Annotated in this window: 1 protein-coding gene; it reads right to left on the bottom strand. The window is 72.2% G+C overall.

Annotated elements, in window-relative coordinates:
• Positions 1-191: AMP-binding protein (locus ABD308_RS09965; RefSeq protein WP_344331025.1), on the bottom strand; the 191-nt coding region annotated here is incomplete at its 3' end.
• Between the last annotated feature and the right edge of the window lie 79 nt (positions 192-270).

The following is a 270-nucleotide window of genomic DNA, read 5'->3' as shown; positions in this document are numbered from 1 at the left end:
AGTTCGGCCGAGCGCGGCACCGCCACCGCGACCAGGTCCTCCGGTCCCACGCCGCGGGCCCGCAGCCGGTGCGCGAGCGCGTCGGCGCCGCCGTCCAGCTCCCGGTAGGTGAGCGCGGTGTCCCCGCTCACCACCGCGGCGCGCTCGGGGTGCTTCGTCGCGGAGTCGATCACCAGTTGATGGAGTGTCATAGTCCCAACTGCTTCGCGATGAGCTCCCGCTGGATCTCGGTGGTGCCCGAGAACAGGGTGCTGGGGACGGTGTCGCGCA

The sequence above is a fragment of the Kitasatospora putterlickiae genome (assembly GCF_039527695.1).
Classification (GTDB): Bacteria; Actinomycetota; Actinomycetes; order Streptomycetales; family Streptomycetaceae; genus Kitasatospora; species Kitasatospora putterlickiae.
The sequence above is the reverse complement of the archived record's forward strand: the minus strand, read 5'-3'. Positions and strand labels throughout refer to the sequence as shown.